Origin of the sequence: Mesorhizobium metallidurans STM 2683, from assembly GCF_000350085.1 — a bacterium.
GTDB classification, from domain to species: Bacteria; Pseudomonadota; Alphaproteobacteria; order Rhizobiales; family Rhizobiaceae; genus Mesorhizobium; species Mesorhizobium metallidurans.
Window position 1 is genome coordinate 31,589 of the sequence record NZ_CAUM01000098.1, and the last position, 26,045, is coordinate 57,633.

General features: G+C 61.4%; 20 protein-coding genes. 10 read left to right on the forward strand and 10 right to left on the reverse strand.

The features are described 5' to 3' along the window. Positions 1-5: 5 nt before the first annotated feature. The 6 genes from MESS2_RS16100 to MESS2_RS16125 form a co-directional block, all read right to left on the reverse strand. Complete coding sequence (locus MESS2_RS16100) at positions 6-1,001, reverse strand: ABC transporter permease (protein WP_008875441.1); 996 nt, start codon at positions 999-1,001, stop codon at positions 6-8. 118 nt (positions 1,002-1,119) lie between these two features. Continuing rightward, a complete protein-coding gene (locus MESS2_RS16105) occupies positions 1,120-2,160 on the reverse strand; it encodes a sugar ABC transporter substrate-binding protein (protein ID WP_008875442.1) in 1,041 nt (346 codons plus the stop codon). Between the two features lie 39 nt (positions 2,161-2,199). Continuing rightward, entirely contained in the window at positions 2,200-2,964 is a 765-nt protein-coding gene (locus MESS2_RS16110; RefSeq protein ID WP_040593253.1) for an ATP-binding cassette domain-containing protein, read from the reverse strand. Between the two features lie 38 nt (positions 2,965-3,002). Continuing rightward, the gene (locus tag MESS2_RS16115) at positions 3,003-4,169 is read right to left on the reverse strand and encodes an ROK family transcriptional regulator (protein WP_008875444.1); all 1,167 of its coding nucleotides are present in this window, start codon (positions 4,167-4,169) and stop codon (positions 3,003-3,005) included. Between the two features lie 186 nt (positions 4,170-4,355). Further along, positions 4,356-5,654 carry a M23 family metallopeptidase gene (locus MESS2_RS16120; RefSeq protein ID WP_008875445.1) on the reverse strand — a complete coding sequence of 433 codons (1,299 nt, stop codon included), beginning with the start codon at positions 5,652-5,654 and terminating at the stop codon, positions 4,356-4,358. Between the two features lie 189 nt (positions 5,655-5,843). After that, entirely contained in the window at positions 5,844-6,311 is a 468-nt protein-coding gene (locus MESS2_RS16125) for a peroxiredoxin (protein WP_008875446.1), read from the reverse strand. Positions 6,312-6,406: 95 nt separating this feature from the next. On the opposite strand from MESS2_RS16125, the gene MESS2_RS16130 reads away from it, so the two are divergent. The 4 genes from MESS2_RS16130 to MESS2_RS16145 all read left to right on the forward strand — a co-directional run bounded on the left by MESS2_RS16130 (position 6,407) and on the right by MESS2_RS16145 (position 14,810). Beyond that, the gene (locus MESS2_RS16130; RefSeq protein ID WP_008875447.1) at positions 6,407-9,790 is read left to right on the forward strand and encodes a DUF3971 domain-containing protein; all 3,384 of its coding nucleotides are present in this window, start codon (positions 6,407-6,409) and stop codon (positions 9,788-9,790) included. A gap of 342 nt (positions 9,791-10,132) precedes the next feature. Further along, on the forward strand, positions 10,133-10,576 hold the full coding sequence (locus MESS2_RS16135) for a hypothetical protein (RefSeq protein ID WP_008875449.1): 444 nt from the start codon (positions 10,133-10,135) through the stop codon (positions 10,574-10,576). Positions 10,577-10,746: 170 nt separating this feature from the next. Continuing rightward, on the forward strand, positions 10,747-11,877 hold the full coding sequence (locus tag MESS2_RS16140; protein ID WP_083918548.1) for a YcaO-like family protein: 1,131 nt from the start codon (positions 10,747-10,749) through the stop codon (positions 11,875-11,877). Between the two features lie 155 nt (positions 11,878-12,032). Then, positions 12,033-14,810, forward strand: a complete 2,778-nt coding sequence (locus tag MESS2_RS16145) for an ATP-binding protein (RefSeq protein WP_083918549.1) — start codon at positions 12,033-12,035, stop codon at positions 14,808-14,810. 11 nt (positions 14,811-14,821) lie between these two features. On the opposite strand, the gene MESS2_RS16150 is transcribed toward MESS2_RS16145, so the two are convergent. Continuing rightward, positions 14,822-16,141: a M14 family metallopeptidase gene (locus MESS2_RS16150; RefSeq protein ID WP_244440008.1), complete on the reverse strand. Its 1,320-nt coding sequence runs from the start codon at positions 16,139-16,141 to the stop codon at positions 14,822-14,824. 304 nt (positions 16,142-16,445) lie between these two features. Continuing rightward, positions 16,446-17,699, reverse strand: coding sequence for a tyrosine--tRNA ligase (gene tyrS, locus MESS2_RS16155; protein ID WP_008875453.1), 1,254 nt, complete (start codon positions 17,697-17,699; stop codon positions 16,446-16,448). 265 nt (positions 17,700-17,964) lie between these two features. Here tyrS and MESS2_RS16160 point away from each other — a divergent pair, with 265 nt between their 5' ends. The 4 genes from MESS2_RS16160 to MESS2_RS16175 are packed head-to-tail and all read left to right on the forward strand — an operon-like array spanning position 17,965 to position 21,507. Beyond that, entirely contained in the window at positions 17,965-18,693 is a 729-nt protein-coding gene (locus MESS2_RS16160; protein WP_008875454.1) for a glycosyltransferase family 2 protein, read from the forward strand. Beyond that, positions 18,686-19,018: a lipid-A-disaccharide synthase N-terminal domain-containing protein gene (locus MESS2_RS16165; RefSeq protein WP_008875455.1), complete on the forward strand. Its 333-nt coding sequence runs from the start codon at positions 18,686-18,688 to the stop codon at positions 19,016-19,018. Before MESS2_RS16160 ends, MESS2_RS16165 begins: the two co-directional genes overlap by 8 nt. Positions 19,019-19,054: 36 nt before the next feature. After that, positions 19,055-20,698 (forward strand): ArnT family glycosyltransferase, encoded by a 1,644-nt coding sequence (locus MESS2_RS16170; protein WP_008875456.1) that lies wholly within the window; start codon positions 19,055-19,057, stop codon positions 20,696-20,698. 8 nt (positions 20,699-20,706) lie between these two features. Beyond that, on the forward strand, positions 20,707-21,507 hold the full coding sequence (locus MESS2_RS16175; RefSeq protein WP_157357736.1) for a phosphatase PAP2 family protein: 801 nt from the start codon (positions 20,707-20,709) through the stop codon (positions 21,505-21,507). Here MESS2_RS16175 and MESS2_RS16180 read toward each other — a convergent pair. Together MESS2_RS16180 and MESS2_RS16185 are read right to left on the reverse strand one after the other, a co-directional pair. Beyond that, the gene (locus MESS2_RS16180) at positions 21,483-22,169 is read right to left on the reverse strand and encodes an FMN-binding negative transcriptional regulator (protein ID WP_008875458.1); all 687 of its coding nucleotides are present in this window, start codon (positions 22,167-22,169) and stop codon (positions 21,483-21,485) included. The genes MESS2_RS16175 and MESS2_RS16180 overlap by 25 nt on opposite strands. A gap of 12 nt (positions 22,170-22,181) precedes the next feature. After that, positions 22,182-22,856 (reverse strand): alpha/beta hydrolase, encoded by a 675-nt coding sequence (locus MESS2_RS16185; protein WP_006332791.1) that lies wholly within the window; start codon positions 22,854-22,856, stop codon positions 22,182-22,184. A gap of 258 nt (positions 22,857-23,114) precedes the next feature. On the opposite strand from MESS2_RS16185, the gene MESS2_RS16190 reads away from it, so the two are divergent. Next, positions 23,115-24,278 (forward strand): cysteine desulfurase family protein, encoded by a 1,164-nt coding sequence (locus tag MESS2_RS16190; RefSeq protein WP_040593267.1) that lies wholly within the window; start codon positions 23,115-23,117, stop codon positions 24,276-24,278. Between the two features lie 245 nt (positions 24,279-24,523). After that, entirely contained in the window at positions 24,524-26,041 is a 1,518-nt protein-coding gene (sufB, locus tag MESS2_RS16195; protein ID WP_008875460.1) for a Fe-S cluster assembly protein SufB, read from the forward strand. Positions 26,042-26,045 lie beyond the last annotated feature (4 nt).

Sequence of the window (26,045 nt, forward strand, 5' to 3'; positions counted from 1 at the left end):
CCCTCTCATGCCAGTCTTTGGCGGATGGTCTGCTTGAAAGCGTCGAGCAGCACGGCGGCAAGCACCAGCAGGCCGTGGATCACCTGGGTGAAATTGGCGGGCAGGCCCATCAGGTTGATCGCCGTGTTGATGGCCGAGAGCAGCAGCACGCCGGCATAGACGCCGGGCAGGGTGCCGACGCCGCCCTTCAGGCTGACGCCGCCGATGACGACGGCGGCGAAGGCGTTGAACAGCAGGCCGACACCGAGATTGGCGGTGGCGCCGGACGTGCGTATTGTCAGCAGCCAGCCGGCAAGGCCGGCGATGGCGCCGGCAAGCATGAAGGCAATGACGAGGTTGCGGTTCACCCGGATGCCGGCACGGAAGGTTGCGGTCTCGTTGCCGCCGATCATGACGAGATGCCTGCCGAACGGCGTCCTGGCCATGATCAGCGAGAAGACGACGAAGCAGGCAATGGCGATCCAGGCCGTGAGCGGCAGGCCAAGCAGGCGCTGGATGCCGAACCAGCGGATCGCCGGCGCCAGATCCTGCGCCGAGCGGCCGCCGGAAATAACCAGCACGAGGCCGCGCACCCAGATGTAGGATGCCAGCGTGATGATGAAGGCGCTCATCTTCAGTCGCACGACCAGATAGCCGTTGGAGGCGCCGATGATGCCGCCGACGACAACGGCGATCAGCAGCGACACCGGAACCATCAGCCATTGGGGATTCAGCTGAATGCCAAGGCCGATACCCGACGAGCAGAACAGGATGCCGACCGCCATGGCGCTGAGCGCCGCCACGGATTCGACCGACAGGTCCATATGTCCGGCGATGATGACCAGCGCGAGGCCGATCGACATGACGCCAAGCACGCTCGACGCCTCGATGATATTGGCGAATATGCCGAGCTGGAAATAGTTCGGCACGAAGGTGGAGAAGACCACCAGCACGAAGACCAGCATGAACCAGACGAGGTTGTCGAGGACGAACTCGAGGATTTGGCGTGTGCGGGGATTCATTGGCTGATCCGGTTGGCGCTCGGGTTCAAGGCGATACAACATCCCACGCGCGTCCATGCGGGCGCGCGGCGCTTTGGAGTGGGCGCTCCGAGCCGGCGCGGCCCGGAGCGCAACTGTCTTATTCTACCGGCTTCACCATATCCGATGGCGGCTTCAGATTGCCCCAGAAGGCCGGGTTGTCGACGTTTTCCTTGGTGATCGCAGCGCCGGGGATCTTGATGTTCGGCCCCCAGGCTTCCTTGGTCACGGTCGACTTCAGGCCGAGCACTTCGTACTCGCCCGGCTTGATCTCCTGCTTGTTGACGATCTTGTCCATGAACATGGCGACCGCCGCGGCCTGCGCGTAGAGTGGCTGCTCGACTTCGACGTTGAGCCATCCCTTGCGGATCAGGTCGAGGCCGACAGGCGCGCCGTTCGAGCTCATCAGCATGACGTCGCCCGGCTTCTTGCCGGCGGCCTCGAGCGAGGCGACGGCGGCGACCGAGAGATGGGCGGCGTGGCTGAAGATCAGGTCGATGTCGGGGTTGGCAAGCATCTGGTCGGCGACGATGGTGCCGGCATTGCTGGCTTCCCATTGCATGGCCGGCAGCGAGATGATCTTGACGTCCGGAAACGCCTTCATCTTCTCCTCGAAACCCTTCTGGATGTCGAGCGTGTAAGGGTCGCCGGGATCGCCGAGCACCTGCAGGATTTTTCCCTTCACGGAGCCGTTCTTGGCGGTCAGCAGTTTCTCGGCCTGATCGGCGGCGACGTAGCCGATTTCGACGGTCCCCGCCACCGAGGTGAAGTCGGAGGGGGTGGACGTGATCTGACGGTCGAACTCAACCACCGGGATGCCGGCGGCGCGGGCGGCTTCGATGGACGGCTTCAACGCATTGAAATCGACGGCGGCGAGAATGATCGCCGACGGTTTTAGCGCGATGACGTCGTTCATCTGCGACTGCTGGGCGTCGGTCTTGTTGTCGGCGTTCAGCGTCTTCATCTCATAGCCGGTCTGCTTCAGGAAGAGTTCCAGCGCGCTCACCGAGCCGGTCTGGAATTCATCGAGCAGTGTCGGCACCATATAATAGACGGTGCCCTTGGACTGTGCGAATGCCGGCATAAGCGTGGCAAAGGCCAGTGCCAGGATACCGAAGACGGAAAGAAGTATTTTCTTCATGTCGTTCGCTCCTCTTGCGCCGGACCCCTCATTTGTCCCTCAGCCAGCCGGTCCGGCACCGGCGAGCGTCTCACCGGTGATCATGTTGATCACCGCGTCGGGGCTTGTTTTGTTGCGTGCGATATCACCCGCCACGACGCCTTGCCGGATCACCACGATCCGGTCGGCGACCTGGAAGGCCTGCTGCATGATATGAGTTATGATGACGACGCCGATGCCCTGGCTCGCCACCTGGCGGATCATGTCGAGGCCGCGCCGCGTCTGCTCGACGCCGAGCGCGGCGAACGGTTCGTCGAGAAGCACGAGCTTGCCGCCAAAATGCACGAACCGGTTGAGTTCGATGGCCTGCCGCTGGCCGCCCGAAAGATGCTCGACATTGGTGCGCAGCGAAGGGATGCGGGTGCCGGCGCTGGCCAGCGCCTTCTGGACCACCTGCTCCATGGCGCGTTCGTCGAGCACGGGAACGCCGAGAACCTTCCTGGTGATCTCGCGACCCATGAAGAAATTGGCCACCACGTCGACATTGGTGCAAAGCGACAGGTCCTGGTAGACGGTCTCGATACCCGCGGCCTTGGCCTCGGCCGGCGACCTGGCCAGGAATTCCCGTCCCTCGAACAGCATGCGGCCGGAAGTCGGCTCCAGGCCGCCAGCTATGATCTTGACAAGCGTCGACTTGCCGGCGCCGTTGTCGCCCAGAAGCGCCACGACCTCGCCCCTGCCGATCGAGAAACTGATGCCTTTCAGGGCTTCGATGGCGCCGTAATTCTTGGCGACGTTGTCGAGCACCAGCAGGGGATCGCTCATGCCAGGCTGAGCTCCGATCATGCCAGGCTGAACTCCGCTCATGCCGCCATCCCCTTGCCTTGCAGGAGGTCCCGCCCGCGTTCGCGCTCGGCGGTGAACATCTGGCCGAAGCGTGGCGAAAGCACCCCGGAAACGGCAAGTGCGGCGGCGCCGCGCAGCACCGCATATTGTCCACCGCGCCCTACGATGATGCGGGGGCTGGCGCGGTCCCTTCGGGCCGAGACCGAGTTGGGAAGCTGCGTTGCCGAGCCGGCCAGCCGCTCAAGCAGATCGGTGGACGCAAGTCCGCCAAGGATGACGGTTTCAGGGTCGAACAGGTTCTCGACGACGGCGATGGCGTTGCGGAAGACCGGGCCGATCTCGGCCACCCAGTCGGCGTCACTGCCGCTCCAGCGTCCTCGCGCTTCGAGCGAAAGATAGCGTTCGAGGCAGCCTCGGTTGCCGCAGGGACAGGCCTCGCCGCCTGGGACCACGGGAATGTGGCCGATCTCGCCGGCATTTCCCCAGGCGCCGCGCAATGCGCTCCCGTCATGCACCATGACGCCGCCAAGACCGACGCCGAAATAGAGATAGTAGTATTCGGAATATCCCGTCCCGAGGCCATAGAGGCGCTCGCCCATCGCCGCGGCGGCCATGTCGGTCTCGAAAAAAGCCGGCAACCCCGTTGAAGCCGCCAGCCGTTCCCTGAGCGACACGTCCTTCCAGCCGGTCATCGTTGTCGGCCCGACGAAGCTCATCGATTCCACCCCGAATGGGCCGGGCAACGCCATGCCGATGCCAAGAACGCGGCCGCCGGGACGCAAGCCGGTCAAATCGTTGACCATCGCCCCGATCAGGTCGAAGGCAAGATCAGGCGTGGCATTCGGCGCCTCACGGTGCGCGCTTTCGATCACGTCGCCGCTGAGGTTGGTCAGGGCCGCGTCGATCCCGAGGGGGGTGATGTGGATGCCGACGGCATAGCCGCCTTCCGGATTGATTCTGAGTGTTGCCGGAGGCAGGCCGCGCCCTCGCGGCTCCTCGCGCACGGACAGGACATAGCCGTGCTCCTCCAGTTCGCGAACGATGGTTGAAACCGTCTGGACGGTAAGCCCGACCCGCCTCGCTATGTCGCCGCGGGCAATGGGGCCATGAAGGCGGATGGATTCGAGCACGATGCGCCTGTTGTAAGGCCGCCCGAATTCCTGATTGGTCCCCCGCAGTGCCATGCCCTTGCGTCCCTTAGGAGAACGCAGGTTGGCATCAAAGATTTATTCAGTCAAATGGAATTCAAAAATAATGACTGACGCGCATGAAGTGCGGGCGGAACGGCAAAAGCTGCCGATCCCCCGCAGGGGGAGATCGGCAGCCTTTCCGACAGCACTCTTTTGCAGCCTGGACGATGGCTGCAGCTACTAAAGGAACTGCGCGACCTTCTTGCCGACCGTCAGGAAGCGCAGGGGATCGATCGCCTCGCCATTGTGGCGGACCTCGTAGTGCAGATGCGGGCCGGTCGAGCGGCCGCTGTTGCCGGTCTTGCCGATGACGTCGCCGGCGTCGAGCTTCTGGCCGACCCTCACGCCGATTTCGCTGAGATGCGCAAAGCGCGTCGTAAAGCCCTGGCCGTGATCGATCTCGACCATGCGGCCATAGCCGCCGTTCCAGCCGGCCTTGACGACGACGCCGGGTGCCGTGACCTTGGCGGGCACGCCGATCGCCGCCCTGAAATCCATGCCCGAATGCAGCGCCGCGGTGCCGAGGATCGGATCGGTGCGCACGCCGAATGGGCTGGTGACGGAACGGCCGGACGCGGGGTTGGCGAGCGGCAGGCGGCGCGCCTCCTTTTTGAGGTGGTCGAGCGCGTCCAGCGCCTCGTCGAGTTCCCTGACCTTGCTGTCGAAAATCATCGAGCTGTCGACGGGGATCAGCGGGCCGCCGATATCGCGTTCGTCGCCGAAATCGCTGTCGACCGGCAAGCCAGCCGCCTCGAGCGCTTGCGAAATCGCATCGGCGTTCTTGTAGGCGTTGTCGGCAAGCGTGGCGATGCGGGTGAGCTGCTGGCTTTCGATGGCCTTGAGCGACTCGTTGATCGAAACGAAGAGCTTGTCGGCGCGGTCGGCAGCCGTGTCGCTGGGCAGCGGATCGGAGCGGGTCGACCATAGGGAGAACGGCCTGCTGTCGCCGGTGCCCGAGCTGGTACCCAGGCCGGAACCAAGGCTGGCAACCGTATAGGCCTGTGGCTGGGCAGCCTCGGCGCGCTGGTCCGGCTTTGCGGCTGCCGCGGTGCCTGCCGCGGGCGGCGTTCCGACCTCGCTCTCGGCGCGGTCGAGGATCGGTCCAAGGCGGCCATGGCGCTGGCTGAGCTGGCTCTGGCGTTCCAGCAGCTCGCTCACTTTGGTTTCCATGAGCTGCTGGTCGAGAAGCTGGCGGCTGGTGATCCGGTCGACCTGGGCGCGCAGCGCCGAGATGCGATCCTCGTAAGCCTGCTGCATGCGCGCCTGCCGTGCGGTGGTGGCGCCGATCAGGTCGTCGCGCAGCACGAGGTAAGAGGTCGCCAGCAGGTAACCTATGACGATCGCCGCCAGCGCGGAGCCGCAAAATGCGGCAACCCACGGCCGTATGGTGAAGTGCCTTATCTCATCGCCCCGGGCGATGATGACCGTGTGGGGCTCCTTGCGCCTGCCGAAGACCGCTGACTGACCGGTTACGTTCACGTGACCAAGCTTTCGTTACGACACCAACGACGAGCCTCATTACACATCATTAAGGTTAACGGTCGGTTGCTTTGCCGCAACCGTTTGCAATTCACGGGTGCAGCCAAATCGGCAAAGTAAGACGGGGCGCCTGTTTGGCCCTCGCGGTCAGCGCGGGTCTCTAAACGCCCCGAGACGGCGGAGTCGGCTTTAAAGCGCGCGCACCGCCTCCAGCACCGCCTCGGCATGACCCTTGACCCGGACTTGCCGCCAGATCCCGGCAATCCGTCCGTCGCGGCCGATCAGGAAGGTGGCGCGCTCGACGCCCATATATTTGCGGCCATACATCGTCTTCTCGACCCACAGATGGTAGGCCTCGATCACCTTGCGCTCCTCATCGGCGACCAGATCGACGGTCAGATCGTATTTCGACTTGAACTTGTCGTGCTTCTTGACACTGTCCGGCGATAGGCCGATCACGACGGCGCCGGCCTTCTCGAATTCCGGCTTCAATTGCGAAAAGCCGATCGCCTCGGTCGTGCAGCCCGTGGTGTCGTCCTGCGGATAGAAGTAGAGTACGACCGGCTTGCCCAGCAATGCCGCGAGGCTGAGCGAGCCGCCGCCGTCGCGGGGAAGGTCGAACTGAGGCGCAAGATCGCCCACCTTGAGATCAGCCATATCGATGCCCTTGTTTGTGGTTACGCGCGCAGCCTCATCGATATAATGTCGAGCGGGGATTCGTCCACGATCGAGTTCGTAGAACGGAAAATAGCGTGGATCAGGAGCAACCGCAGCACGAGAAGATCAGATTCAGGCGTGATGAGATCACCGACCTGGGGGCCTTCCCGTCCGCGTGCCGGGTGCCGCCGCTCGGCCAGGCGTCGATAGGCCGCGGCGTTCGCATTCTGGCGAGGCTGTTCGCCGGCTTTGTCGCCCTTGTGCTGTTGGCCGCCGCTGCGGTGTATATGGTCGGCGTATCGGGCATCGGCTCCGAACGGTTGCGGGCGGAAGCCGAAACGGCCATCGAAAAGCTGGCCGGGGTCGACGTCAATGTCGAAGCCGGACCGGCTCGCCTCACGCTCGACGGGTCGAGCTTCATTGCGCTGCAGGTCAACGATGTCAGCCTTAAGACCGCAGAGGGCAAGCCGATGGCCGATGCCGGGCGGGTCCGCTTCGGCATCAGGCTGATACCGCTGCTTTCGGGCGAGGTGCGGCTCACCAGCGCCAGGATTTCCGATGCGCATATCGTGATGGCGGCGATGCCGTCGGGCGGCGACTGGACGGCGGCGCTGCGCAATCAAGATGGCCTCATCGATCCGGAAAAACTGTCCGAAGCGGTCTTCTCCAACATCAACCACGCACTCGACGCGGTGCGGGAGGATTCGATGCGCCAGATCGACCTCAGCAATGTCGATCTCGTGCTGCCGGAGGCCGGGTCGGTCAAACTGGTCAGGATCACCGACGCCTCCGTCTCGCAGTCGGGGCCGGGCGGCATGGAGTTTTCATCCGACGCCGAAGTCGACGGCAGAACGCTCACCATCGCCGCTTCCGCCACCCGCGACATCACGACCCGCCGCGTGACCGCTCTGGATGCCAGCGTGAAGATGGCGGAGGCCGTCGAGGCGGTGGCAGCGTCAGGCGGGAAGATGGGCGCGGTCGCCCTGAAGCTGGCGGGATCGCAAGGGTTTGGCGAGAGTGCATCGCGGCTGACAGCCTCATTGGCGCTCACCGGGTCCGTGCTCGATCTCGGCCAGCGCGGCTTGCTTCCGGCTGATGTCGACCTCGATGCGACGCTTGTCGCCGGCTCGAACAAGATCCAGGTCGACAAGCTGCTGTTGAAGACCGGCCGTTCGATATTCGATTTCGCCGGTTCGATCGGCCCGAAGCCGGCCACCGGAACGGCGGGCGAGGAGCCGTCCTACCGCTACGATCTGACCAGCGACGGTTCGACGCTGGCGCCTTCGGACTCGCCCGAGCCTGCGCTCAGTTTCTTTGCCCGTGTCGCCGGCGTCTACCAGCCCGAAAGCCACAAGCTCGTCGCCGAGCAGATCGGAGTGAGATCCGGGTCCGCGGGCGAGGTGCTTGGCACGGCGTCGGTGACATTCGTCGACGGCAAGGCGCCGGGCATATCCGTGGCTCTCAACGTCCACGACATGCCGGTCTCGCATGTCAAGCAATTGTGGCCGTGGTTTTCCGCGCGCAACGCCCGCCTCTGGGTGCTGAAGAACCTGTTTGGCGGCCGCGTCGTCGACGCCAATCTCCAATTCCAGGTCGTGCCGGGGCGGCTGGGCAACGGCGTTCCGCTTTCGGCGGACGAAGTGTTCGGCCGGTTCCAGATCGAAGGATCGCGTTTCGACACGGCCGGCCGCATTCCGCCGATCCGCGATGCCGTCGGCGTGGTCGCATTTTACGGCAACGATGTCGACATCACGCTGTCCTCCGGCAGTGTCTATATGCCGAGCGGCCGCACCGTGGCGGCAAGCGGCGGCAGGATGGCGGTAAAAGCGGCAAACCGCCCGCCGGTGATCGGCGCGCTCGACATCGACGTCGCCGGCGAAGCCGCCGCGATCGCCGAGCTCGCATCCTACGAGCCGATCAACGCCATGCGCCATGTCGGCCTGCTGCCTGACGACCTGTCCGGCACGGTGACCGGCCACGTCAAGGCCGACATCCCGCTGCAATCCGGCGTCGATACCTCCAAACTCGATTGGTTGGTGGCGCTCGACTACAAGGACCTGTCGCTGGGCAAGCCGTTCGAAGGCCAGACGGTGACGAACGCCGACGGCTCGATTACGGTAGAACCCGATAAGGCCGTCATCTCCGCCAAAGCGCTGCTGAATGGCCTTCCGGCCGAGCTTGACCTGATCGAGCCGCTAACCGACGACGGGCCGCCACCCGGCCGCAAGGTGGCGATGGTGCTTGACGACAAGATGCGCGCCACCGCCATGCCCGGCCTGTCGACGCTGCTTTCGGGAACAATCAAGGTTGCCATCGACAAGAGCGGCGGCGGCAGCCAGAACGTCTCGGCCGACCTGACCAACGCCAGGCTGGACATCCCCTGGGCCGGCTGGAGCAAGGGACCAGGCATTCCCGCCAACGTCACCTTCGCCATGACCAAGTCCGGCGACACCACGACGCTGTCCGACTTTGACCTCGATGGAAAGAGCTTCTCGATCGACGGCAGCGTCGTTCTGGTCAAGGGCGCACTGTCCTCGGCCCGCTTCAGCAAGGTCACCTTGAACCGGGGCGACGACGTCGCCGTGTCGGTCAAGCGATCGGGCAAGGGCTTTGCGATCGATATCAGCGGCAATGCGCTCGATGCCCGCTCCTTGATCAAGCAATTCACCTCCGACGTCGACACCGCCACCAAGACCACGGGTTCCGACGCGGTTTCCGTCAGTGCGGACGTCAATTTTCTGACCGGCTTCCACGACGAGACATTGTCGAACCTGAAGCTCGACTACAGCGCCGCCGGTTCCAGGGTGAACGGGCTCAAGGTGAGCGCCACGGCGGACTCCGGCGCCGCCATAACCATCAGCAACACGACCGCCGACGGCAGGCGCGCGCTCAACATGAAGTCGGCCGATGCCGGCGCGATCCTGCGCTTCCTCAACATCTACGAGCATATGGAGGGCGGTTCGATCACGCTGGCGCTGGCCGGGGCCAGCGACGGGTCGATGCGGGGCCAGGTCGATGCCCGCAACTTCTACGTGGTCAACGAGCCGAAACTCGCCTCGATCGTGTCGACCACGCCGGCCGGCGACAGCCGCAGCCTGAACGAAGCGGTCAAGGGCAATCTCGACACGTCGCGTGTGCAGTTCGAGCGCGGCTCTTCCGAGATCGAAAAAGGCGCCGGTTATCTGAAGCTGGCCAATGGCGTGCTGCGCGGCCCGCGCATCGGCACCACCTTCCAGGGCACGCTCTACGACCAGAACAACAATATGGACATGACCGGCACCTTCATGCCGGTCTACGGCCTCAACCGCATCTTTGGCGAGTTGCCGCTGTTCGGCACGCTGCTCGGCAATGGCCGGGATCGCGGCCTGATCGGCGTGACCTACCGGCTCAGGGGCGATGCCAACAAGCCGAAACTGGACGTCAATCCGCTGTCGGTAATCGCACCCGGGATTTTCAGGTCGATTTTCGAGTACAGGTGAGGTCAAACCCAATCACTCCTAAACGATCGGGTTCGACCCGCAGCGGACGCTCGTTTGCCCCGGCCGAATTCACGCCCATGACCCATAGGCGACCTTCCTGAGGCGCTGACCCAACAGCGGCTTTGCGCCTCATATCGTCGGTTATTCCATCGGCGATAGCCACCAAGAAGGGGTCGACTGCAGCGACAACATCGATTTGCCCGTCAGTTTTCTTGGTTATGCGTGCTTAGACACCTGCAGATTCTTGCAACGATCCAGCTGCGTATAAGAACCAGTTGTTGAAAAACGCTGGCCATGTGATGCTAGATTTTCAAAATAGTGGAACAGAGCAGGAGACAGGGCATGGCCGCCATCGTCGTTGACGCAGTTCCAGAAGATATGGGGAGCCTCATTGTCAGACTTCGCTGGGCAAAGGACAACCCAACGTCGCCTGCTCCGTCGGCGCAGGCGGTAAGCGACCTTGCCGCATTTACAAGTAATTGGACCGAACAAGGCGATGTCAATCGCAAGCAAATTCTTGAAGCCGCGGGGGTGACGGGGAAAATCAATTCTTCTGGAGACTGTGGCCTTATCCCAATCGAGGGCGATGAGGTCGCGGTGATGTTCGACGATGAAGCGGACAGTCAGGTCATTCCTGCTGGCCGGACAGTTGTTGTAGTGCCGACGCGTCGAGATCTTGAGTGCTTGTGGGACCTTACGAACCTCTACGAGGACTTCGTAGCCGAAAGCCTTGATTCGAACGACCTAGTGGCACTCGGACAACAGATCTTTAAACGATGCCGTTGAGCGCAACATAGCGTATTCATGGACAAGCGGTGGCGCTTCCGATCTCTGGCATTTCGGCGGGATCCGTTGAGTTCATATCTCAGCGCTATCGCTTTGTTTCCTTACCAAATTCGGGGGCGCCCGCCTATTTCGCCGTAGCGCTACCTCGTAGCGAATCTGATTCAGGAGCTATGCTCCCCCTCGCTGCCCAGCGAGGGGCGGGGCGGGTCCCGGCCGGTCGCGGGCTGTCACCCGCGTTGGCTCTATCTTCTTGCTTTGGGGAAGCGGTGGAGCTGACAAGTGCTTGTCTTTGGGGGGATGAAGTCTATGTGCGGGCACCCATCGCAAAGGTGCAGAGCAGGGCTATCGATCCTTCTGCTCTTATTCTCTTTAGCGATGAGCAGTATAGGCAGCGATCGTCTTGGAATGCGGTGCAAGCGAGGAGTGAGTGGGTACCAAACCCGCTTAACCGCGAGCTATCGCTCGACTGGGTGGAGGCCATGTCGCTGACCCACGGCCGCCGGATACTGGTCCCAGCCGCCGTGGTCTATATCGGTTACGCCGAGGCTGGTGACGAGTCATCCTTCGCAATTTCTGACAGTAATGGTTGTGCCGCGGCGTCAACGTGGGAGGAGGCTGTCGTAGTCGCCTTTTTGGAGCTAGTTGAGCGGGATGCTGTCGCGCTCTGGTGGATGGGGGCCGATCGAAAGCGGCCTGTCGATGTTTCTCATATCAGGGACGCGTCAGATTTGGCTCACTGGATTGGCGATCGTCCGCGTCGATTTGAAGTCCTTGATCTCACAACCGACTTGGGGATACCGGCTTACGCCGCCGTTTCTGCAACTCCAGAAGGGCGCGACGTTGCATTTGGATCAGCTGCCAACTTTGATCCAGCCTCTGCTATCCTCTCAGCGATTACGGAGATGCTGCAAAGCGAGATAGCCCTCAGACTATCTAGCATAGGTGACGGCGCAAACGACATATTGCGCTGGATGTCGCTAGTATCCTTCGAAACCGTTCCTCACCTACAGTCAGCTGGCCCCCCCATTCGAAGCATTCTTGACGAGCGCGGTCCTGCTACTGCGTCTGATGCAGTGGAGCGCTGCATACGGGCGTGCAACGACGCGAATCTGGCTATGATTGCAGTGAACTTGACGCGTGCTGCGATCGGTATTCCTGTTGCGCGCGTGTTGGTGCCTGGCCTTAGGCCAAGTCGATGCCGCTTCGCTCCGGGACGTCTCTTCGACGTGCCTACAAAGCTCGGCTGGCGGTCGCGGAGATTGGCCGAATCGGAACTCCATAAGATTCCTCTTTTGCTGTGAAAAACAGCATAAGAGCCCGACTTTCTGAAGACGCTCTGCGTTCTACGCCTGAGCACGATTGACTATGCTCGAATTCGTGCTGCTTGTGCTCACCGGACCGCATGATAGTTTCGAAATGTTGGGGAACAACGGGGTGGTCCGATCGAGGCTAATATATGCTTGAACCAAGAGCCTCTGGCCCTACGAAACGTCGCCCAGGCTCAAGCGCGACCCTCGCCTTTCTTTTTACAGACATAGAGGGTTCGACGGATCGCTGGGAGCGCCTGCCCACGGCCATGCAGGTGGCAATAGAGCGGCACGATCTTATTTTGAGCCGCGCAGTCAAGAATGCTGGCGGGCGCATTTTTAAGAGGGTTGGAGACGCGGTCCACGCAGTTTTCCCCCAAGCATTTGCCGCCCTGTGTGCAGCGATCGAGGCTCAGAGGGCACTGCACGACGACGGATTTCAAGATGTCGAGTATTTGAAGGTTCGGATGGCCATTCATATTGGGGCAGTACAAACGCGAGATGACGACTTTTTTGGCCCCCCCCTTAACCGGCTATCACGGATGGTAGCGGCCGCTCACGGGGGCCAAATATTGGTGTCTGATGCAGCAAGCATTATGATTGACAACCTTCCCGATGGTGCCGCTCTGCTGGATCTTGGCCAACACTTGCTGAGAGATGTCGATACCCCTCAGCGACTGCATCAACTAATGGCACTGGGTCTCGGCAGCAAGTTCCCACCGTTGAAATTAGACTCGCCGCGTCGCACCAACATCCCTCAGCAAACACTAGCGTTGATTGGGCGAGACTCCGAGTTGAGAGATATGGAAATACTTGCTCGGAAATTTCGGTTGATCACCTTGGTGGGACCAGGCGGCGTGGGCAAGACGCGTGTGGGCTTGGAATTCGGGAGGGAGGCTATTCTGCGATATCCGGACGGCGTGTGGGTGCTGGAACTAGCTTCCCTCACTGATGGTCAGCTGGTTGCCGAGAGCCTCGCAACGCTGTTTGGTGGAGGTATAGCGCTGGGTCGGCTTGCCTTGGACACCGTTGTGTCATTCTTACGTGACAAGTCCGTGCTGATAATTCTGGATAGCTGCGAGCATCTCCTTCTCTCTGTAGCAGAGACAGCGGAAGCCATCTTGCGCAATTGCGCTGGGGTGAGCCTCATTTGCACGAGCCGAGAACCGCTGGCCGTTCGCGGTGAGCGCATATATCGCATTCCATCGCTAAGTTTCCCGACGCATCCGGACGCTGCCTCAGCAGAGTCAGCACTTAGGCATCCTGCTGTCAGGCTGTTCGCAGAACGAGGGAGCGCAGCCGGCACAGGTTTTACAGTGGGAAAGGAAAATGTAGCAGCGGTATGTACAATCTGTAAGCGGCTAGATGGCCTTCCGCTCGCTCTTGAAATTGCTGCTTCACATCTGAGAGCTTTGCTGGCCCATGAGTTGGCAGACCTTCTTGAGAAGCATCTTATAGTCCTCGGTGGCGCCTCGCGGACTGCACTGCCACAGCAACAAACGCTCCAATCGGTATTTGAATGGAGCTTCAATCTTTTGGTTGCAGACGAACAGACGTTGTTGAAGCGGCTCGCGATCTTTGCTGGAGGGTTTACCTTAGAGAGCGCCCAGGCTGTCGCCACAGATAATACGATCATTCACAGTAATGTCTTTAACATGCTTTCTTCGCTTGTCGACAAATCGCTCGTGACCCTTGTCCCTGTCGGTCATCAGACACGCTATCGCTTGTTGGAATCGACCCGTAGCTTCGCACTCGGACGATTGGCTAAAGAGGAACACGAGTCACTAGCTCGTCGCCTTTGCAGTTTCCTGATCTCCTTTTATGCCGAGGCTTCGGCCGAGTGGCTTGATGGGTCGACGGACAACTGGCTCCAGATATATGCACCTGATCTCGATAACCTCAGGGCGAGTCTCGAATGGGCCTTTGGCGCGAACGGGGAAATCGAGCTTGGACTTGAACTCGCAAGCCACAGCCTGCGTCTTATGTTGGAGTTATCCCTCTTCCCTGAAATTGACCGCTGGTTCCAAGCCACGTCCGCTCACGTACGAGAAGACACTCCGCTTCTAGTGAAGGCTCGACTTCTCTACGCCACCAGCTATGTGCATCACGCCTGGTTCGGCGGGAGAGACGCTGCACAACCAGCTCTGGAAGCAGCGGCACTTTTCCGCGCTTCGGGTAGCACGTTGGAACTGGCACAGTGTTTGGTGCGAGCCGGACAAGCGCTATCTTCTCCAACTGAGACAAGACACGCCAGACTGTTGCTTGAGGAAAGCCACATGCTGCTGCCACCTTATGGCGATACGAAGGTACGCGCCACTTGCTTACTTAGCCTCGGTGTCCTTTCCGATTTCGAAGGTAATTTCCTCGACGGATATACACTTCTCAAGGAGTCCGCCGATATCTTTCAAGAGATAGAGGACAATTTTGGGATGCGTTTCGTGCTTATCTGCCTGGCCGAAAATCGTTTCAGCCTAGGCGCGGCAAATGATGCGCTGATGTTTGTCCAGCAAGCAATCGATCTTGCAGTTAAGCACAACCATCGGCACACCTTGTCGCTCGCGCGTATGAATTTGGCAGCGTATCAACTCATTCTCGGTATGACCGGCGAGGCGCGGGAGACCGCGCGAGAGAGCTTGAGAGATGCGAACACACTCGGTCTGTCCAGCTATATAGTGATCCTGGTCGAACACCTTGCGCTGGTTGCAGCCCTTGACGGAAAATTGGATCGAGCCGCTCGCATGCTCGGCTATTCTGACCGCATGCGACTCTTCCATGGGTCGGTTCGCGAAGGAACTGAACAGAAGATCTATGAGCGGCTAGCCCCACTAGTCGCCAGCATTGTACCTCGCGAGAAGCTGATTAGACTCGCCGGTGAGGGGGCTGCCTGGACCGAAGGGCAAGCAGTTGAACACGCCATGGCTATCTGACGTTTAGCCTTCTATTGGGCTGCGACATCCAGAGAGAAAGCGGCCAAGGCAGCGCCCACCTCGCGCATAACCGCTTCTCGGGTTGACAATTCGGGCTGGAACTCACGTCCGCATTCCAGAGTGAAGCTCAAGATGCGACCGGAGGAGGGATTAACGCGGTGCCGGCTATAGGCGTAGTCGTCGCTCGCGCCGGACGTACCGTAGATCGAATAAGCCTGCCTTACCCGATAGCGAACACCGCCTACGCACTGTGCAGCATAACTCATCAACCTCGAAAGTCTGACCGCCTCCTCGAGATCGGCCTTTTCGATGAATTCTCCATACCTACGATCCCAGGGAATTCCCCGACAACCATCAAAGCTAGGATTAAGGAAGTTCTCGTGGCGGTTTACAGTTTGACTGCTGTCAATGCCCCAACTGTGAAGAACGGCGGGAGCATAGCTATGTACGTCGACGTACCATCGCGTGTCCGGGAACCGATCCAGGAGCCAGACGATATTACGGGTTTCCGGCTCCGATACAGCCGAGGGCCCAACATAGACATAAGAAGATGGTTTGCTTGAAGCATGCGCGAAGCCACGGGCGAAATGGCGCGCGAAGTCCCAAACGACATCAAAATTGCGATTGAGATCAACGCCGTGGCATATCGTGCCATCTTCCATCGGGTACCGAGCCCTATTTTTTCTCCAGTTGGGATCGACTGTCTGGCTATAGACTCTGCCATCAGGATTTGCGCAGGGCAGGACCAAGAGCTGCAGGTTCTTAATGATTGTGTCGACCCCGCTCGCATCGATCTCACAGTCTCCATATTGGAGCCCTGCACCAAAACGGTATGACTCCAAAAGGTCTGAGCAGAAGCGTACCAACGCATCTGGAGGCACCCATTCCTGAGCGTGCAGACCACCCACCAGAGTTGCTGTCTTTGCATTGGGTCCTCGCGCGCTACCAATCCGGAGGGCGAATATCGGCCGCCCTTCGACGCTTATATTCGGCAGCCTCAACAATTCAGCCGACGTCGGATACGCTTCCGACAGACGTTCAAGGGAACCGACGATTTCGTCGTAGGTCAGATAAGGCCCGCTTGTTAACCCCACATTGGAACTGCCACCCTGAGCGGCTCGAAAGCCGTTGCCATGAGAAACCATGCGAAGTCGAGCTTCCGCACTCGGCATCTCCTGGTCGACGGCGGTGCAAACGCACATTCGCGATGCTTGCAAAGACTGAAATTCAGCATCGGTAACAAACGCAGTGATGGCGAATCCTGGCGGATTTTTCAGTACGATAGGGCGGCACCCCAGGTCGAGCTGCCTCTCGCGCGTTTCGTTAACCAAGGCGTGGAGATCTGCGGACTCTAGCGTTATCTTCCTCATATCGTTCGGCAACCAGCTGAAACTTACTGCAGAATTTCTTCGCCTTGACCGTAAATGACCTTTAAGCGAAAGGCTAGGAACTCTCCCTCGACCTGAAGAGATATTGTTCCTCGACCACCAATCACCATATTGAGATGGCTTTGCTGGGGTGGAGCGGAGCCGCTACCTGCTCGTTCCGATGAGACGAATGGCAATATTCCACCCCATCTCGGCCATTGGCCGCAGCTAGCTGATCAAGTTTCTATCGAGACGGATCAGGCTCTCGTCAAACCGGCCGCACCAGCACGTGTTTTTTCTTGCCGAGCGACAGCTTTGCGACCTGTTCCGGGCTCATATCCTGAGGCGTCACCACCTTGCGGTCGTCTGACACCGGCTGGTCGTTGAGGCGCACGGCGCCGCCCTGGATATGCCTTCGCGCCTCGCCGTTGGATGCGGCAAGGCCGGCAGTGACGAGCAGCGACAAGATGCCGATCCCGCTTTCGAGATCGGCCCGGCCAACCTCGACGGTCGGCAGCGTTTCGGCGAGTGCGCCTTCCTCGAACGTCTTGCGCGCGGTTTCCTCGGCCTGTTGGGCTGCCTCGCGGCCGTGCACGATGGCCGTCGTTTCCGTGGCCAGAACCTTCTTGGCCTCGTTGATCTCGGAACCGCCCAGCGCGGCGAGCCGCGCGATCTCGGCGAGCGGCAGGCGGGTGAATATCCTGAGGAAGCGCTCGACGTCGGCGTCCTCGGTGTTGCGCCAGTATTGCCAGAAGTCATAGGGCGAGAAGAGATCGCCGTTGAGCCACACCGCGCCCTTGGCCGATTTGCCCATCTTGGCGCCCGACGTCGTCGTCAGCAGCGGTGTGGTCAAAGCGTAGAGCTGCGGCGTGCCCATGCGGTGGCCGAGATCGACGCCGTTGATGATGTTGCCCCATTGGTCCGATCCGCCCATCTGCAGCCGGCAGCCATAGCGCTTGCTAAGCTCGACGAAATCATAGCCCTGCAGGATCATGTAGTTGAATTCGAGGAACGACAGCGATTGCTCGCGCTCGAGTCTCAGCTTGACGCTATCGAAGGTCAGCATGCGGTTGACCGAAAAATGCCGGCCGACATCACGCAGGAATTCGACATAGTTGAGCTTCATCAGCCAGTCCGCATTGTTGACCATGATCGCCTCGCTGGGACCATCGCCGAAACGCAGGATGCGGCCGAAGATGCGCTTGATGCCCTCGATGTTGGCGGCGATCGCCTCGGGCGTCAAAAGCTGGCGCTGGTCGTCGCGGAAGGAAGGATCGCCGATCATCGAGGTGCCGCCGCCCATCAGGGCGATCGGCCGGTGGCCGGTCTCCTGTAGCCAGTAGAGCATGGTCGCCGAAATCAGATTGCCGATATGCAGGCTGGTCGCCGTCGCGTCGTAGCCGACATAGGCGGTCACCGTCTCCTTGGCGAAAAGCTGATCGAGACCGGCCTCATCCGAAATCTGGTGGATGAAACCGCGCTCGCTCATGATGCGCAGGAAATCGGATTTGAAGGCGGACATTTTTTCTTTCCCGAAAGCGCCCGGCCGCTGCGGCCCGGGTATTGAAGGCGCGCGTTTAGCACTCAAGCGCGATCAGCAAAAGTGGAATCCGGCTTTGTGGCCACGCCGATGCCGTCTGCGATGATCCGGCGCGAATGCTTGCGTCATCGTTTCGGCTGGCGTAATGAGGCGCCGCGCCAACGGGTCCTTGCAGCCTTCGCCCGCTGGAACGGCACCGCACGGCATCCACCAAATGCCATATCCTGTGACAGAGCCCCGACGCGACATGCCGGAGATATCCATCGTCATTCCTTGCAGGAACGAGGCGGCGAACCTGCCGCTCCTGCTCGACGAGATCGGCGCCGCGATGGCCGGGCGCGACTTCGAGGTGATCGTCGTCAACGACGGTTCGACCGACGAGACGACCTCGGTACTGGCCGCCGAGGCTGCGCTTCGCCCATTTCCGCTGCGTCACCTCAGGCACGAAAAATCCGCCGGCCAGTCGCTCTCGGTGCGCTCGGGCGCCTGGGCGGCGCGTGGCGGGATCGTCGCCACGATCGATGGCGACGGCCAGAACGACCCGCAATACATTCCCATGCTGATCGATGCGCTGCGGCAGGCCGGCCCTGAGTTCGGCGCGTCGCAGGGACAGCGCCTGAAACGCCGCGACAGCAAGATCAAGCAACTGGCCTCGCGTTTCGCCAACTGGCTGAGAAACGCAATCCTGCATGACGAGACCCGCGATACCGGCTGCGGCCTGAAGGCGATCCATACGGATATCCTCCGGAAATTGCCGTTCTTCGACGGCACTCACCGCTTCGTTCCGGCGCTGGTCATCCAGGAAGGTTTTCGCGTCGTTCATTGCGACGTCGTCGACCGCTCAAGGCGTCACGGCAAATCGAACTACGGCATTTTCGATCGCGGCCTGCAGGGTGCGCTCGATCTCGTCGGCGTCTGGTGGCTGCGCCGGCGGCGCCGCAGAATGCCCAAGGCAGAGGAAATCAGGCATGGCTAACGTGTTTCAGGAATTGGCGACCTGGTTCCATCAGGTTTTCATCAAGCAGTTCGACACCTGGGTTCTGCTCGGCTTCGTCGCCCAGTTCTTCTTCTCCATGCGCTTCGTGGTGCAGTGGATCGCGTCGGAAAAAGCCAAGCGCAGCGTCGTGCCGGTCGCCTTCTGGTTCTTTTCGCTGGGCGGCGGCGGCCTGCTGCTGGTCTATGCCATCCAGCGGCAGGATCCGGTGTTCATCGCCGGCCAGGCCTTGGGCATGTTTATCTACATCCGCAATCTTTGGCTGATCGCCAATGAGCGCAAAGCGGCGATGACGAAGGTCGACTGAGAAATCCGTCTATCAGGGTAAGCGATCGGTGGTTGAATGAACAGGAACATCCTCTTTCTCTTCCTGTTCAGCTTGCTGATGACGGTTAGCGGGCTGGCGACCATGCCACCGCTCGATCGCGACGAACCGCGCTTCGTCCAGGCCACCAAGCAGATGGTCGAGACCGGCGACTATGTCGACATCCGCTTTCAGCAGGCCTCGCGCTACCAGAAGCCGATCGGCATCTACTGGCTGCAATCGGCCGCCGTCACGCTGAGCGGCAAGGGCGCCGAAGCGCCGATCTGGGTGTATCGCCTGGTCTCCGCCCTGGGCATTGCCGTTGCCGTCGCGGCGATCGCCTGGACAGGCGCCAATCTTTTCGGAACCAGCGCCGGCCTGGCCGCCGGCCTGGTGATGGCTGCGATTTTCGCGACCGCCTTCGAGGGGCGTGACGCGAAGACCGACGCGATGTTGCTGGCCTGCTGTGTGCTGGCACAGGGCGCATTGGCGCAGATCTATTTGGCGTCGCGCCGGAAGGAGGCCGTTGCCAGCCATCTGCCATGGATCTTCTGGGCGGCCCAGGGCGCGGCGATCCTTATCAAGGGGCCGATCGCGCCGCTGCTGTCGGCGCTGACCGTCGCCGCGCTGTTCGCCTTCGAACGGGACTGGCGCTGGCTGGCGAAGCTGAAGCCGGCGCGCGGCCTGGCCCTCGTGTTGCTGATCGTGCTGCCATGGCTCATCCTCATCACCTGGAAAAGCAGCGGCGCTTTCCTGCAGCAGGCCGTCGGCAAGGATATGCTCGGCAAGGTCGCGCAGGGCGAGGAATCGCACGGCCTTCCGCCCGGCTTCTACATGCTGACCTATTCGCTGTTCATGTGGCCCTTCGGCCTGATTGCCGTCGGCGCCGGGCTCCAGGCCCTCAATCGTCTGCGCGATGATCCCCGGCTTCGTTTCTGCCTCGCTTGGTATATCCCGTTCTGGCTTTTGTTCGAACTGATCCCGACGAAACTGCCGCACTATGTCATGCCGGCCTATCCAGGCATGGCGCTGCTGATCGGCTGGCTCCTGACATTGCAGCCGCAGGACGCGAATGCACCGCTCAAGCGCTGGCAGGTGTGGCTATGGTGGTCGACCGCCTTCGGCCTCGCCGTGGTCACAGTGGGCCTTGCGGTGGTCTGCATCGCCGCGCCGATCTATCTCGCCGGCACCTTCCTGTGGTGGAGCATTCCGGCCGCCGCCGCGGCGCTCGGCGCTGGCTATCTGGCCTTTTCGCGCCAGTTGCAGGTGTCCCTTGGCCGCATAGGCGCTATCGCGGTTTGCGCCGGCGTTGCCTATGGTCTGCTGTTCGGCATCATCGCGCCGTCGTTGCAGCCGCTTTGGCTGAGCCCTCGGATCGAGGCTGCGGTTAGCGCCAACCGCCCCTGCGAGACGACGGTGCTCGCCTCCGCGGAATATCACGAACCGAGCCTGGTGTTCCTGGTAGGCACAAAGACCATTTTAACCGATGTCGACGGCGTCGCCAGGCATCTGCTGGACGACCCGGCCTGCGCGCTGGCACTGGCGCCGGTCGGCGACGAGAAAAAGCTGACCGATCTGCTGGCGGGGCAGGGCAAATCGGCGGACCGCGTCGCCGAGATCGACGGCATCAATTATTCCTCGGGCGACAGGCTGTCGCTTGGCCTTTACCGGATGACCAGGTGAACATGTCCATGACCGCAACCGCGGTGTTCCACCGATCTCTTGGCAACTTTCTCGACACGATACGGATCGTGCGAAGGCGCTTTGCCGTGCGCAAGGCCAGCTATCCGCGCATAGTCTGGCCGGTCTGGCTGCTGGCCTGGATCCTGCTCACAACCGCGGTTTTCCTGCGCCTTGATCGGGCGGCTGGGGTGCTTTGGGGAGAGTGGCCCCCTGGTCTTGCCCGCTTCACCGAGTTCTTCACGGTTTTCGGATTGGGCGGCTGGTACCTCATTCCGGCAGCGCTTTGCCTTGTTGCCGCCAACCTGACCGACTGGCGAAGCCTTTCCAGGCACACGCTGATGATCGTCTACAACTGGACCTGCTTTGCCTTTCTGGTGCTTGGTGGGGTCGGTCTTTCAGGCATAGCCGTCAATCTGCTGAAATACGGCATCGGCCGAGCGCGTCCGCTCTATTTCGATCAATTCGGGGTGTTGTCGTTGCATCCGTTCGCCATGGAGGCGCGCTTTGCCGGCTTTCCATCCGGCCACGCCACCACCATGGGCGCCGTCTTCGGCATCGCGCTGCTGCTGTTTCCGAGGCGCTGGTACATCGCGCTGGCGATCACTGCCTGCATCTCGTCGACGCGGGTGTTCGTCGGCGTGCATTATCCAAGCGACACCGTCGCCGGCTTCGGTCTCGGCTGCGCCGGCGCGATCCTGTGCGGACTGATCTTTGCCCGGCTCGGCTTCATCTTCCGTCGAAACTCGGCGAGCCTGCCTATCCGCAAGACGACCTTTCGGCTCGGCTACTGGCTCTCGATGCCGCCGTAGGACCTGACCAGCCCGGCCATGTCGGCCGAACTGGCGCTCTTGCCTTCGCTCTCCAGTCCCTCGGCGACACCGACTCGGTCGGCGGCTGGCCGGTTCTGGCTGACCTTCCACTTGCCGCTTATATCGGTGATCTCGATTTCGAGCCCGACAATGCCCTTGATCTGCGACTGGATGAAGGCCGGCGGCGCATCGGTGACGGCCCAGGGCGCTTCGCGTGCGCCTTCCTGCGACATCGTCAGATCGGAAATCTGCCGCGCCAGCCAGTCCCGGTCCTCGATCACCCTGACCATGCCGCGCACCTGGACGATGGCGTAATTCCAGGTCGGCACGACCTTGCCGGTCTCGCGCTTGGTCTCATACCAGGAAGGCGTCACATAGGCGTCGGTGCCCTGGAAGACGACCAATACGGGTGAGAGAGGACTGTCGGCCAGCAGGCGCCACTGCGGGTTGGCCTTGGCCAGATGCGCGCGCAGCCTGCCCTTCGGCGGTACATCCGCGTTGGGCAAGGAGGGGGCATCGAGCAGGAAGGGGATCGCATTGGCGACCGGCCCCTCGGCGCCCCCCTTGGCACCATTGGAGATCAGCAGCCCAAGCGGATGCGCCCGTACCAGCCCGTGCAGGATTTCCTGCCGCGTCTCCTGGAAATGGGGAGGCTGGTACATCAGGGTCCGCTCCTATCTCAACCGCTTCGGCCGTGGGTCGGACAATTCGCCGGCCAGCCGGCGATCGAGATAGTCCGCGCATTCCTCGAGCAGAAGCTCAGCGTCGTTGGAAAAGAAATGGTTGGCGCCGGGCAAGGTCTTCTGGGTGATGGTGATGCCCTTTTGCGTGTGCAGCTTGTCGACCAGCCCCTGCACGTCCTTGGGCGGCGCCACCTTGTCGGCGTCGCCATGGATGATGAGGCCTGAAGACGGGCAGGGCGCCAGGAACGAGAAATCATAGGTGTTGGGCTGCGGCGCGATCGAGATGAAGCCTTCGATCTCGGGACGGCGCATCAGAAGCTGCATGCCGATCCATGAACCGAAGGAATAGCCGGCGACCCAGCAGCTCTTGGAATCCGGGTGCAGCGATTGCACCCAGTCGAGTGCGGCGGCCGCGTCCGACAGTTCACCGGTGCCATGGTCGAATTCGCCCTGGCTGCGGCCGATGCCGCGGAAATTGAAGCGAAGCGTGGTGAAATCCCGCTTCTGGAACATGTAGAAGAGGTCGTAGACGATCTTGTTGTTCATCGTGCCGCCGAATTGCGGATGCGGATGCAGCACGATGGCAATCGGCGCGCTCTTTTCCTTGGAGGGCTGGTAGCGGCCCTCCAGGCGGCCGGCCGGACCGGTGAAAATGACCTCAGGCATAAAATACTCCAATTGGCATAAGAATGCGCGGCGCGCCCGGAACAACTCTTCCCCAGGCCCCAGTCTTCCCAGGCCTTGACGCAGGGCGAGCGTCTTCTTAGAAGCTAGTTTAGAATTGTTCAAAACTGAGTGGCCAAAAAATCGTGCCTCGGCCACCCACGCCGCAAGCCGCGTAAATAGGACGGCTTGCCTTGCAATTTCAAGGAAATAACGCGCTATCACAGCGGAATGGCTCTTGAGGGACCGATCGAAACGAAAATGGCAAGGACACGCACCTATCTCGACTACAATGCCAGCGCGCCGCTGCTGTCCACGGCGCGTGACGCAATGATTGCCGCGCTCGATGTCGCCGCCAACCCGTCATCGGTCCATGCCGAGGGTCGCGCCGCACGGAGGCTGATCGAGAATGCAAGGCGCGACGTCGCCGCCCTGGTCAATGCCAAAGCCGAGCATGTCGTGTTCACCTCCGGCGCGACGGAAGCCGCCTCGATGCTGCTGACGGCGGACTGGCGGATGGGCCGCGGCACTGTGCGCATGAGCCGGCTCCATGTCTCGGAAGCCGACCATCCTTGCATCCTGAATGGCGGGCATTTTCCGGCAGCGCTGGTGATGCGGATCGGCGTCGACGCCAATGGCATCGCCGACCTCGCCCAACTGTCGGCGGCTCTGGCCGCGCATGACAAGGGTGAAGGCTTGCCGCTGGTGGCGATCCATGCCGCCAACAACGAGACCGGCGTTATTCAGCCGATTGACCGCATCGCCGAGATCGTCAAGGCGGCGGGCGGCATTCTGGTCGTCGATGCGGTACAGGCGGTGGGCCGCATTCCGATCGACATGTCAGCGGGTTGCGCCGATTATTTGATTCTGTCCTCGCACAAGATCGGCGGCCCCAAGGGCGTCGGCGCCATCGTTGCCGCCGCCGACCTGATGATGCCGAAGCCGTTGATCACTGGCGGTGGCCAGGAAAAGGGCCATCGCGGCGGCACCGAGAACCTGGCGGCCATTGCCGGTTTTGGCGCGGCGGCGCGGCAGGCGCTTGCCGGATTGGCGGGCATCGCTGCGGTCGGCCATCGCCGCGACGGGATCGAGGCCATCGTGAAGACGCTGGTGCCGAACGCGGAAATCTTTGGAACCGGTGCGCCGAGGCTTGCCAATACGACATTCTTCGCTATTCCCGGCATCAAGGCCGAGACGGCGCAGATCGCCTTCGATCTGGCCGGCGTCGCGTTGTCGGCCGGATCAGCCTGTTCGTCGGGCAAGGTCGGTCCAAGCCATGTGCTGAAGGCCATGGGTTTTGGCGACAGCCTCGGTGCCTTGCGCGTGTCCATTGGCCACGCAACCGGCGCCGAGGACATCGAACTGTTCCGCATCGCGCTGGCGGGGATCGCGTCGCGTAGGGCGGACAGGGAAAAAGCTGCTTGAGGGCGGCTGGAGCATCGAACCGAAAAGTGTGAAGCGGTTTTCGGAAAAATTCGATGCTCAAGAAAAAGGATTACGGGCCACAAGGGCCTGGTAGAGCCGTGCGTTTCATAGTGGCCGGGTGAATTTCCGGCCGAGGCGCACTATATGGAACTTACGCCGCCTCGGAGCGCCCATGGCTGCTCGTTTCGCGGTGCCATAGTTTGAAAACTGTCGGGCCTTGACCCCGGCGTGGATGGAGAACGCATATGCCTGCTGTGCAGGACACGATCGATCGGGTCCGAAAGATCGACGTCGACCAATACAAATATGGATTCCAGACCGAAATCGCGATGGACAAGGCCCCCAAGGGCCTGAGCGAAGACATCATCCGTTTCATTTCGGCGAAGAAGGACGAACCGTCCTGGATGCTGGAATGGCGTCTGGAAGCCTATCGGCGCTGGCTGACGCTGGACGAGCCGACCTGGGCGCGCGTCCACCATCCGAAGATCGATTTCCAGGACATCTATTATTACGCGGCGCCCAAGAGCACCCCCGGCCCGACGTCGCTCAGCGACGTCGATCCCGAACTGCTGAAGGTCTATGAAAAGCTCGGCATTCCGCTGAGGGAACAGGAGATCCTCGCTGGCGTGCAGAAGACCGACGTGTCGGAATTCGAGGAGGCCAGCGACAATGTCTACAAATCGGGCCGCGTCGCTGTCGACGCGGTGTTCGATTCCGTCTCCGTCGTCACCACCTTCAAGAAGGAGCTGGCGCAGGCCGGCGTCATCTTCTGCTCGATCTCGGAGGCGATCCGCGAGCATCCGGAACTGGTGAAGAAGTATCTCGGCTCGGTCGTGCCGACCACCGACAATTACTACGCCACGCTGAACTCCGCCGTGTTCACCGACGGCTCCTTCGTCTTCGTGCCCAAGGGCGTGCGCTGCCCGATGGAATTGTCGACCTATTTCCGCATGAACGAGAAGAACACCGGCCAGTTCGAGCGCACGCTGATCATCGCCGAGGAGGGGGCTTACGTCTCCTATCTCGAAGGCTGCACGGCGCCCCAGCGCGACGAGAACCAGCTTCACGCTGCCGTCGTCGAACTGGTGGCGCTCGACGACGCCGAAATCAAATATTCGACGGTGCAGAACTGGTACCCCGGCGACGCCGAGGGCAAGGGCGGCATCTACAATTTCGTCACCAAGCGTGGCGACTGCCGTGGCGACCGTTCGAAGATTTCATGGACGCAGGTCGAGACCGGCTCGGCGATCACCTGGAAATATCCAAGCTGCATCCTGCGCGGGGACGATTCCAGCGGCGAGTTCTATTCGATCGCTGTGTCGAATGGCTACCAGCAGGTCGACAGCGGCACCAAGATGATCCATCTCGGCAAGAACACGTCGAGCCGCATCATCTCCAAGGGTATTGCCGCCGGCTACTCGCAGAACACCTATCGCGGCCAGGTCTCGGCGCACCGCAAGGCGACCAATGCCCGCAACTTCACCAATTGCGACAGCCTGCTGATCGGCGACCAGTGCGGCGCGCACACCGTGCCCTACATGGAAGCCAAGAACTCGACGGCGCAGTTCGAGCACGAGGCGACGACGTCGAAGATTTCCGAGGACCAGAAATTCTACGTCATGCAGCGCGGCATTCCCGAAGAGGAAGCGATTGCGCTGATCGTCAACGGCTTCGTCAAGGACGTCATCCAGCAACTGCCGATGGAATTCGCGGTCGAGGCGCAGAAGCTGATCGGCATCTCGCTTGAGGGAAGTGTGGGTTGATTAG

Excerpts from the sequence above, each read along its gene's own strand:
- MESS2_RS16100 (WP_008875441.1), bottom strand. The coding sequence starts at position 1,001 with ATGAATCCCCGCACACGCCAAATCCTCGAGTTCGTCCTCGACAACCTC.
- MESS2_RS16105 (WP_008875442.1), bottom strand. The coding sequence starts at position 2,160 with ATGAAGAAAATACTTCTTTCCGTCTTCGGTATCCTGGCACTGGCCTTT.
- MESS2_RS16110 (WP_040593253.1), bottom strand. The coding sequence starts at position 2,964 with ATGAGCGATCCCCTGCTGGTGCTCGACAACGTCGCCAAGAATTACGGC.
- MESS2_RS16115 (WP_008875444.1), bottom strand. The coding sequence starts at position 4,169 with ATGGCACTGCGGGGGACCAATCAGGAATTCGGGCGGCCTTACAACAGG.
- MESS2_RS16125 (WP_008875446.1), bottom strand. The coding sequence starts at position 6,311 with ATGGCTGATCTCAAGGTGGGCGATCTTGCGCCTCAGTTCGACCTTCCC.
- MESS2_RS16135 (WP_008875449.1), top strand. The coding sequence starts at position 10,133 with ATGGCCGCCATCGTCGTTGACGCAGTTCCAGAAGATATGGGGAGCCTC.
- MESS2_RS16140 (WP_083918548.1), top strand. The coding sequence starts at position 10,747 with ATGCTCCCCCTCGCTGCCCAGCGAGGGGCGGGGCGGGTCCCGGCCGGT.
- MESS2_RS16145 (WP_083918549.1), top strand. The coding sequence starts at position 12,033 with ATGCTTGAACCAAGAGCCTCTGGCCCTACGAAACGTCGCCCAGGCTCA.
- tyrS (WP_008875453.1), bottom strand. The coding sequence starts at position 17,699 with ATGTCCGCCTTCAAATCCGATTTCCTGCGCATCATGAGCGAGCGCGGT.
- MESS2_RS16160 (WP_008875454.1), top strand. The coding sequence starts at position 17,965 with ATGCCGGAGATATCCATCGTCATTCCTTGCAGGAACGAGGCGGCGAAC.
- MESS2_RS16165 (WP_008875455.1), top strand. The coding sequence starts at position 18,686 with ATGGCTAACGTGTTTCAGGAATTGGCGACCTGGTTCCATCAGGTTTTC.
- MESS2_RS16170 (WP_008875456.1), top strand. The coding sequence starts at position 19,055 with ATGAACAGGAACATCCTCTTTCTCTTCCTGTTCAGCTTGCTGATGACG.
- MESS2_RS16175 (WP_157357736.1), top strand. The coding sequence starts at position 20,707 with ATGACCGCAACCGCGGTGTTCCACCGATCTCTTGGCAACTTTCTCGAC.
- MESS2_RS16180 (WP_008875458.1), bottom strand. The coding sequence starts at position 22,169 with ATGTACCAGCCTCCCCATTTCCAGGAGACGCGGCAGGAAATCCTGCAC.
- MESS2_RS16185 (WP_006332791.1), bottom strand. The coding sequence starts at position 22,856 with ATGCCTGAGGTCATTTTCACCGGTCCGGCCGGCCGCCTGGAGGGCCGC.
- MESS2_RS16190 (WP_040593267.1), top strand. The coding sequence starts at position 23,115 with ATGGCAAGGACACGCACCTATCTCGACTACAATGCCAGCGCGCCGCTG.
- sufB (WP_008875460.1), top strand. The coding sequence starts at position 24,524 with ATGCCTGCTGTGCAGGACACGATCGATCGGGTCCGAAAGATCGACGTC.